The 7,432-nt window shown below is 70.1% G+C and carries 8 protein-coding genes; 5 read left to right on the top strand and 3 right to left on the bottom strand.

From position 1 onward, the window contains the following. From BLR90_RS19215 to BLR90_RS19205, 3 genes are all read right to left on the bottom strand, one after another. Positions 1–308 (bottom strand): IS5 family transposase (locus BLR90_RS19215; RefSeq protein ID WP_143016272.1); only part of this gene is annotated, 308 nt, incomplete at its 3' end. Between the two features lie 71 nt (positions 309–379). Continuing rightward, positions 380–1,084: a cache domain-containing protein gene (locus BLR90_RS19210; RefSeq protein ID WP_091026845.1), complete on the bottom strand. Its 705-nt coding sequence runs from the start codon at positions 1,082–1,084 to the stop codon at positions 380–382. Next, a complete protein-coding gene (locus BLR90_RS19205) occupies positions 1,081–1,827 on the bottom strand; it encodes a FadR/GntR family transcriptional regulator (protein WP_218029459.1) in 747 nt (248 codons plus the stop codon). The genes BLR90_RS19210 and BLR90_RS19205 overlap by 4 nt, the downstream gene beginning before the upstream one ends. A 128-nt stretch (positions 1,828–1,955) precedes the next feature. On the opposite strand from BLR90_RS19205, the gene BLR90_RS19200 reads away from it, so the two are divergent. From BLR90_RS19200 to BLR90_RS19180, 5 genes are read left to right on the top strand one after another with little or no spacing between them, the layout of a single operon-like run. Continuing rightward, positions 1,956–3,041, top strand: a complete 1,086-nt coding sequence (locus BLR90_RS19200) for an ABC transporter ATP-binding protein (protein WP_091026843.1) — start codon at positions 1,956–1,958, stop codon at positions 3,039–3,041. A 46-nt stretch (positions 3,042–3,087) separates the two neighbouring features. Next, entirely contained in the window at positions 3,088–4,266 is a 1,179-nt protein-coding gene (locus tag BLR90_RS19195) for an extracellular solute-binding protein (protein WP_091026842.1), read from the top strand. Between the two features lie 2 nt (positions 4,267–4,268). Beyond that, positions 4,269–5,189 (top strand): ABC transporter permease, encoded by a 921-nt coding sequence (locus tag BLR90_RS19190; RefSeq protein ID WP_091026841.1) that lies wholly within the window; start codon positions 4,269–4,271, stop codon positions 5,187–5,189. Next, a complete protein-coding gene (locus BLR90_RS19185; protein ID WP_091026840.1) occupies positions 5,189–5,989 on the top strand; it encodes an ABC transporter permease in 801 nt (266 codons plus the stop codon). Before BLR90_RS19190 ends, BLR90_RS19185 begins: the two co-directional genes overlap by 1 nt. Positions 5,990–6,024: 35 nt before the next feature. After that, positions 6,025–7,368, top strand: a complete 1,344-nt coding sequence (locus BLR90_RS19180) for an NAD-dependent succinate-semialdehyde dehydrogenase (protein WP_091026839.1) — start codon at positions 6,025–6,027, stop codon at positions 7,366–7,368. Positions 7,369–7,432 lie beyond the last annotated feature (64 nt).

Below are 7,432 nucleotides of genomic sequence, written 5' to 3'. Positions count from 1 at the left end.
ATCGTGGAGTCGACCGAGACGTTCCACTCCACGGCGCCAGCAGCGTCGGCTTCAGCGACCAGACGAGCGTGGATCTTGTCCCAGGTTCCGTCCGTGCTGAACCGCTTGTGACGCTTCCAGATCGTCTGCCACGGCCCGAAGGACTCCGGCAGGTCCCGCCACGCCACCCCGGTCCGGAGCCGGTAGACGATGCCTTCGATCACCTGCCGGTGATCGCGGAACGGCCGTCCCCGCTGCCCGTCAGAGGAGGGCATCAGAGGCTCGACCCGAGCCCATTGAGCGTCAGTCAGCACAGCAGAACGCGACATGAGTCAACAATCCCGGACCGACCCCGCTGTCTTTAGGAGACACGCCCTAGGGGTCTGCCCCGCCTGCTCGCTCAGTCGGACAACGTCACGATCGACAGCGGCACGCCCGCCACGGGGTGAGCCGCATCCGCCCGCGCGTCGGCGTCCGGCAGCAGGTCGCCGCACACGTGGCGGCCATCGTTGCTGGACAGGATCCGCCCGTCGTCGTTGACGACGGCGAGGCGCCGGTCAGCCGCGCACAGAGCCGGGAGCAGTCGCTGCTCGGCGCTCTTGACCGCGATGTCGGCGCCGGCGACCCCCAGGAATCGGTCACCGACCATGACGGGCGAGCTGAACGTCAGCGTGTACTCCTCGGTGCACACGTAGTCGACGTAGGGGCCGGTGACGTGGGGACGGCCGGTCGTGCTCGGCACGAGGTACCACGGCAGGGACTCGTAGTCGTAGAACCCCATGGCCTGCGGCTCGGAGTGCGTGACCAGGCGCTGGACGCGGCCGTCTGGGTCGCGGGCGAACCACTCGAGCCACCACCGTGCGTCCTCGAGCAGACCCACGGCCGCGACGAACCCGGCGCCCTGGACCGGCTGGTCCAGGTCGGCCAGCACGGGCGCGACGACCGGCTCCACCACGGCGAGGTCCGACCGGCGGGGGGCCGGTTGTGCGGCCAGGACCGGCTGGACGGCCGCGACGATGCGGTCGACGAGGTCCAGCGCGTGGCTGACGACGTCCTCGACCGCGTACCGGACCCGCTCGACGTCGGGAGGGGTCTGCGGGCTCATGTCAGGTCCTCGTTGAGTCGGTAGTCGATCAGGCGCGCGGTGGAGTCGGCCACCCGCTGCTCGGCAGCCTCGCGAGCGGCCCGGGGGTCGCGCTCGGCGATGGCGGCCACCACCGCGCGGCAGCTGCGGACCATCTGGGCATGGCTGGAGTCGTCACCGAACGCGATCCACAGCAGGGTGCCGAACTCGGCCTGGAGCCGCACCTCCTCGTGGTAGAGCTGGGGCGACTGGGCGGCTGCCGCGACCTCGATATGGAAGTGCCCGTCTGCGCGGCGCCGGGCGTCGGCGGTGTCCGCGGCGGCCAGCGCGTCGGCGACTCGGCCCAGCCGGACGAGGTCGTCCGGGCTGGAGCGCCGGGCGGCCAGCGCCGAGCTGGCCCCGCTGATGGCGGCGTACACGTCACCGAGGTCCCGCAGCTCGCTGAGGGCGAGCCCGTCGAGCCGCCGCCGGGCCAGCCGGTTGACGCCGTCCTCGGGGGCGCGCACAAAGCTGCCGCCGCCGCGCCCGCGCCGGGTCTCGATCAGGCCCTCCGCGCGCAGCACGGAAAGCGCCTCGCGCACGGTGACGGTCGAGACGCCGAAGATGCTGGCCAGGTCCATCTCGCCCGGCAGCTGCTCGGCGTCGGGGAGCAATCCGAGCGCGATCGCGTCCATGAGGCGGCACACGACCAGCTCGGAGCGGCTCATCGACTCCAGCGGCGAGAACACCGCCGCCGAGGCCCGCCCGTAGAACGGCACGGCCACGTGGGACTCCTGTCGCGTTACGTGTGGATGACGATTGCCGACCATCCTTGCGCAAGCCCTTGCGTCTTGAACTCTGAACTCATATGTTAACGCGTCATTCACATGGACTGGAAGAAGGGCCCTGCCAGATGTCACTCCCGACCGGCGCGGACGCGTCGACCGTGGCCACCTCCGGCGACGCCGCCGCGACCGCAGCGATCTCCTTGCGCGGCCTGCGCAAGCAGTTCGGGGACGTGGCCGCGGTGGACGGCGTCGACCTGGACATCGCGGACGGCGAGTTCTTCTCGATGCTCGGCCCCTCCGGCTCGGGCAAGACCACGGTGCTGCGGCTGATCGCCGGCTTCGAGACCGCCACCGCCGGCACCGTGTGGCTCGGCGGCACCGACGTCACCCGGGCCGCGCCGTTCGAGCGCGACGTCCACACCGTCTTCCAGGACTACGCGCTCTTCCCCCACATGAGCGTCCTGGACAACGTGGCCTACGGCCTGCGGGTGCGCGGCATCGGCAGAAAGGATCGCCGCGGCCGGGCCGAGCAGGCTCTCGACACGGTGCGCCTCGGCCAGCTCGGCGGCCGGCGCCCCCACCAGCTCTCCGGTGGGCAGCGCCAGCGGGTCGCCCTGGCCCGCGCCATCGTGCTGGAGCCCCGGGTGCTGCTGCTCGACGAGCCACTCGGCGCGCTCGACCTCAAGCTGCGCGAGCAGATGCAGGTCGAGCTCAAGCAGCTGCAGCGCGACCTCGGCATCACCTTCGTCTTCGTCACCCACGACCAGGAGGAGGCGCTAACGCTGAGCGACCGGATCGCGGTCTTCGACGCCGGCCGCATCCAGCAGCTCGGCACGCCACGGGAGATCTACGAGACCCCCGGCTCGGCCTACGTCGCCGGGTTCGTCGGCACCACCAACCTCTTCGACGCTGCGACCTCGCAGCGCCTCCTCGGGGTCCGCGCCGAGCACGCGGTGCGCCCCGAGCGGCTCCGGATCACACCTACCTCCGCCGAGCCGACCACCGCCGACGAGATCCGGCTGGACGCGGTCGTGGTGGAGACGATCTACCTCGGGACCGGAAACCGGGTGCACCTGCGCACCGACGACGGGCTCGAGCTGGTGGCCCTCGAGCAGTACACGGGGTCCCTCGACTCCGCCGCGCACCGTGGCGACGCCGTCACCGTGCGGTTCGCGCGCGCCGACGTCGTCCCTCTGGCCGCCGCCCCCTGAGCAACCACCCACGCACCACACACCCAACGAGGAATCGGAGATCACGATGAAACCCACCCATTGGCGCGGCCGCGTCACCATGGCCTGCCTGTCCGTGCTCGCGGTCTCCGTGCTGGCCGGCTGCGGCAGCGACGAGGACAAGGAGACCGACGCCGTCGAGGAGCTCGGCGAGATGGAGGGTCAGGTCTCCATCCTGGCGTGGCCGGGCTACGTCGAGGACGGCAGCAACGACCCGAAGGTCGACTGGGTCACCGCGTTCGAGAAGGACACCGGCTGCGAGGTGACCAGCAAGGTCTACGGCACCTCGGACGAGGCGCTCAACCTCGCCAAGACCGGCGACTACGACGTCATCGCCGCCTCCGGCGACCTGTCGCTGCGGCTGATCGCGTCCGACGAGGCGCAGGAGGTCAACACCGACCTGGTCCCCAACTACGAGAACGTCTTCGACTTCCTCAAGGACAGCGAGTGGAACACCGTCGACGGGGTCAACTACGGCGTCCCGCACGGCTACGGCGCCAACCTGCTGATGTACAACGAGAAGAACTTCGACTCCGCACCCACGTCCTGGGGTGCCGTCTTCGACACCGAGGAGCTCGAGCGCAACAAAGGCAAGGTGACGGCGTACGACTCGCCCATCTACATCGCAGACGCGGCGCTCTACCTCATGAAGACCCAGCCCGACCTGGGCATCGAGAACCCCTACGCCCTCGACGAGGAGCAGCTCGACGCCGCCGTGGCCCTGCTCAAGGAGCAGCGGAAGTACGTCGGCGAGTACTGGTCGGACTACCTCAAGGAGATTCAGGCGTTCGAGACCGGCGACTCGGTGGTGGGCACCACCTGGCAGGTCATCAAGAACAACATCAAGAACGCCGACGTCCAGGTCACGCTGCCGACCGAGGGAGCGACCGCGTGGAACGACACGTGGATGCTGTCGTCGCAGTCGGAGAACCCCAACTGCGCCTACGCATGGATGGACTACATCCTGACCCCGAAGGCCAACGCCCAGGCCACCGAGTACTTCGGCGAGGCGCCCAACAGCCCCGCAGCCTGCGAGGAGACCGCGGACCCGAACCACTGCGAGACCTTCCACGCCGGTGACGAGGAGTACGCCGAGCAGCTGTGGTTCTGGCGCACCCCGATCAAGGAGTGCCTGGACGGCCGCACCGACGTCGAGTGCACCGACTACGCGCAGTGGACCCAGGCATGGACGGAGATCAAGGGCTGACCATGGCCACCTCCACCCCCGCCGCCGACGGCCGGACCGGCCGTACCACCGACCCCGCTCTGCGGGCGCCGGTGGCCCGGCCGGGCTCCCGGCTGCTGCACCGCCTGGTGTGGCTGCGTCTCGGCCTCCTGCTCTCGGCCCCGCTCGCGTGGATGCTGCTCATCTACGTCGTCGCGCTGGCTGCGCTGCTGATCACGTCGCTGTGGTCGGTGGACAGCCTGAGCAGCGAGATCGACCGCACGTGGACCCTCGACAACTTCCGGACCCTGGTGGAGAACCAGGTGTACCGGGACGTCACGGTCCGCACCATCGGCGTCGCGCTGGCGGTGACGGTGATCGACGTGGCGATCGCACTGCCGATCGCCTTCTACATGGCCAAGGTGGCCTCCCCCCGGCTGCGGCGGATGCTGGTGGTCGCCGTACTCACCCCGCTGTGGGCCAGCTACCTGGTCAAGGTGTTCGCCTGGCGCGTGGTGCTCTCCGAGGGCGGCCCGGCCGAGTGGTCGGGTCTCGGGTCGCCGGGCTACGGACTGACCGCGGTCGTGATCACCCAGGCCTACATCTGGCTGCCCTACGTGATCCTGCCGGTCTTCGCCGCGCTGGAGCGGGTCCCGGACTCGCTGCTCGAGGCGGCCGGCGACCTCGGCGCCAACAGCGGAATGGTGCTGCGCTCCGTCGTCCTGCCGCTGCTCGTCCCGGGCATCCTGGCGGGGGGCATCTTCGCGTTCTCGCTGACCATGGGCGACTACATCACCGTCAACATCGTCGGCGGGGCCAACCAGATGCTCGGCAACCTCGTCTTCGTCAACGCCGGTGCCGCCAACAACCTGCCGCTCGCCGCGGCGATCGCCATGATCCCGATCGTGGTGATGGTCGTGCTGCTCGCCGCGATCCGTCGTACCGGCGCCCTGGAGAACCTCTGATGAACCTCAGCCGCACCGCGCGCCGCATGCTGGCGGGACTCACCTTCGGCGTGCTGGCACTGATCTATGTGCCACTCCTGGTGGTCGTCGCCAACTCGGTCAACCCCAGCCAGTCGATGACCTGGCCCCTGGACGGCGTCACCTTCGAGTGGTGGCGTCGGGCCGCGGACAGCGTCGGTGCGCGCGATGCCCTCGTCACCAGCCTCCAGGTCGCGGCCGCGGCCACCGCGATCGCCCTCCTCCTTGGGACCCTGCTCGCGCTGGCCCTCCAGAGGTACTCCTTCTTCGGCAAGCACTCCGTGAACCTGCTGGTGATCCTCCCGATCGCGTTGCCCGGAGTCGTCACGGGCATCGCGCTGAGCAACGGCTTCCGCACGATCCTCGGCGTCGACCTGTCGATCTGGACCATCATCATCGCCCACGCGACCTTCTGCATCGTCACCGTCTCCAACAACGTGCAGGCCAGGCTGCGGCGCATGGGCACCAGCCTCGAGGAGGCCTCCGCGGACCTCGGCGCCGGCGTGCTGACGACGTTCCGCCTGGTGACCCTGCCGCAGATGCGCTCGGCACTTCTGGCCGGTGGCATGCTGGCCTTCGCCCTGAGCTTCGACGAGATCATCGTGACCACGTTCACCGCCGGCAACGGCGCCAACACGCTGCCGATCTGGATCCTCAACAACATGTTCCGCCCCAACCAGGCCCCGGTGGTCAACGTCGTGGCCGTCGTGCTGATCATCTTTTCCACCATTCCCGTCTGGCTCGCCCAGCGTCTGTCCTCCGACGTCGAGGCCGTGCGCTGAACCCGACCGCCTCCCCCTGCTGACAGGAGCACCCCATGACCGAGTACGCCGTGCTGAACCCCGCAACCGGAGACCTCGTGGCGACCTTCCCGAGCGCCGACGACGCCGCGGTCTCCGCCGCCGTCGACGCCGCCGCCTCGGCATACACGACCTGGGGGCGGACGTCGTCGGTGGCGGATCGCGCCGCGCTGCTGCACGAGGTCGCCAGGCTCCACCGCGAGCGGACCCCCGAGCTCGCGGCGGCCATGGTCGAGGAGATGGGCAAGCCGCTCGAGGACGCCGAGGGCGAGGTGGACTTCGCGGCCGACATCTTCGACTACTACGCGGACAACGCCTCCGCGTTCCTCGCCGACGAGCCGATCGAGCTCGTGGGCGGAGAGGGCACCGCCCTGGTCCGGCGCAGCCCCCTCGGCGTGCTGCTCGGGATCATGCCGTGGAACTTCCCCGCCTACCAGGTCGCGCGGTTCGCCGCGCCCAACCTGGCCACGGGCAACACCATCGTGCTGAAGCACGCGCCGCAGTGCCCGCGCTCCGCCGCCCTGCTGGAGCGGCTCTTCCTGGACGCGGGGTTCCCTCGTGGCGCCTACGTGAACGTCTACGCGAGCCACGAGCAGGTCGAGCGCATCATCGCCGACCCCCGCGTGCAGGGCGTCTCGCTTACCGGCTCCGAACGTGCCGGCGCAGCCGTCGCGGAGATCGCGGGCCGCCACCTCAAGAAGGTCGTGCTCGAGCTCGGGGGGTCCGACCCCTTCGTCGTTCTGGGCTCCTCCGACATGGACGCGACCGTGGAGGCCGCGGTCGCAGCCCGGATGGAGAACACCGGCCAGGCCTGCAACGCCGGCAAGCGCTTCATCGTCCTCGACGAGCTCTACGACGAGTTCACCGCCCGGTTCACCCAGGCCCTGCTGACGGCGTCACCCGGCTCCCCGCTCGTCTCCGAGAGCGCCGCCGCACACCTCGCCGAGCAGGTCGACTCTGCGGTGGCCAGCGGCGCGTCCCTGGCGTGCGCCGGCGAGCGCAACGGCGCCTTCCACCCGAGCGGCGTGCTGACCGGGGTCGCGGCCGACAACCCGGCGTACCGCCAAGAGCTCTTCGGCCCGGTCGCGATGGTCTTCCGCGCCGCCGACGAGGACGACGCCGTGCGCCTCGCCAACGACACGCCTTACGGCCTCGGCTCCTACGTCTTCACCGACGACGCCGAGCAGGCCCAGCGGGTGGCTGACCAGATCGACGCGGGCATGGTCTACGTCAACGGCGTCGGGCTCGACGCGGCCGAGACGCCGTTCGGCGGCGTCAAGCGGTCCGGGTTCGGCCGTGAGCTCGGGCGCTACGGCATCGAGGAGTTCGTCAACAAGAAGCTCATCCGCACTGCCGGCTGACCCGCCTCGCGCTAGGACCGAGACAGAGACCCTGCCCTGCGCATCGGCAGGGCAGGGTCTCGAA

Source organism: Nocardioides szechwanensis (assembly GCF_900103935.1).
GTDB lineage: Bacteria > Actinomycetota > Actinomycetes > Propionibacteriales > Nocardioidaceae > Nocardioides > Nocardioides szechwanensis.
This window is presented reverse-complemented; position numbering and strand designations above follow the sequence as displayed.

Coding starts and splice junctions, on each gene's coding strand:
- BLR90_RS19190 (WP_091026841.1), top strand. CDS start 4,269: ATGGCCACCTCCACCCCCGCCGCCGACGGCCGGACCGGCCGTACCACC.
- BLR90_RS19195 (WP_091026842.1), top strand. CDS start 3,088: ATGAAACCCACCCATTGGCGCGGCCGCGTCACCATGGCCTGCCTGTCC.
- BLR90_RS19210 (WP_091026845.1), bottom strand. CDS start 1,084: ATGAGCCCGCAGACCCCTCCCGACGTCGAGCGGGTCCGGTACGCGGTC.
- BLR90_RS19200 (WP_091026843.1), top strand. CDS start 1,956: ATGTCACTCCCGACCGGCGCGGACGCGTCGACCGTGGCCACCTCCGGC.
- BLR90_RS19185 (WP_091026840.1), top strand. CDS start 5,189: ATGAACCTCAGCCGCACCGCGCGCCGCATGCTGGCGGGACTCACCTTC.
- BLR90_RS19180 (WP_091026839.1), top strand. CDS start 6,025: ATGACCGAGTACGCCGTGCTGAACCCCGCAACCGGAGACCTCGTGGCG.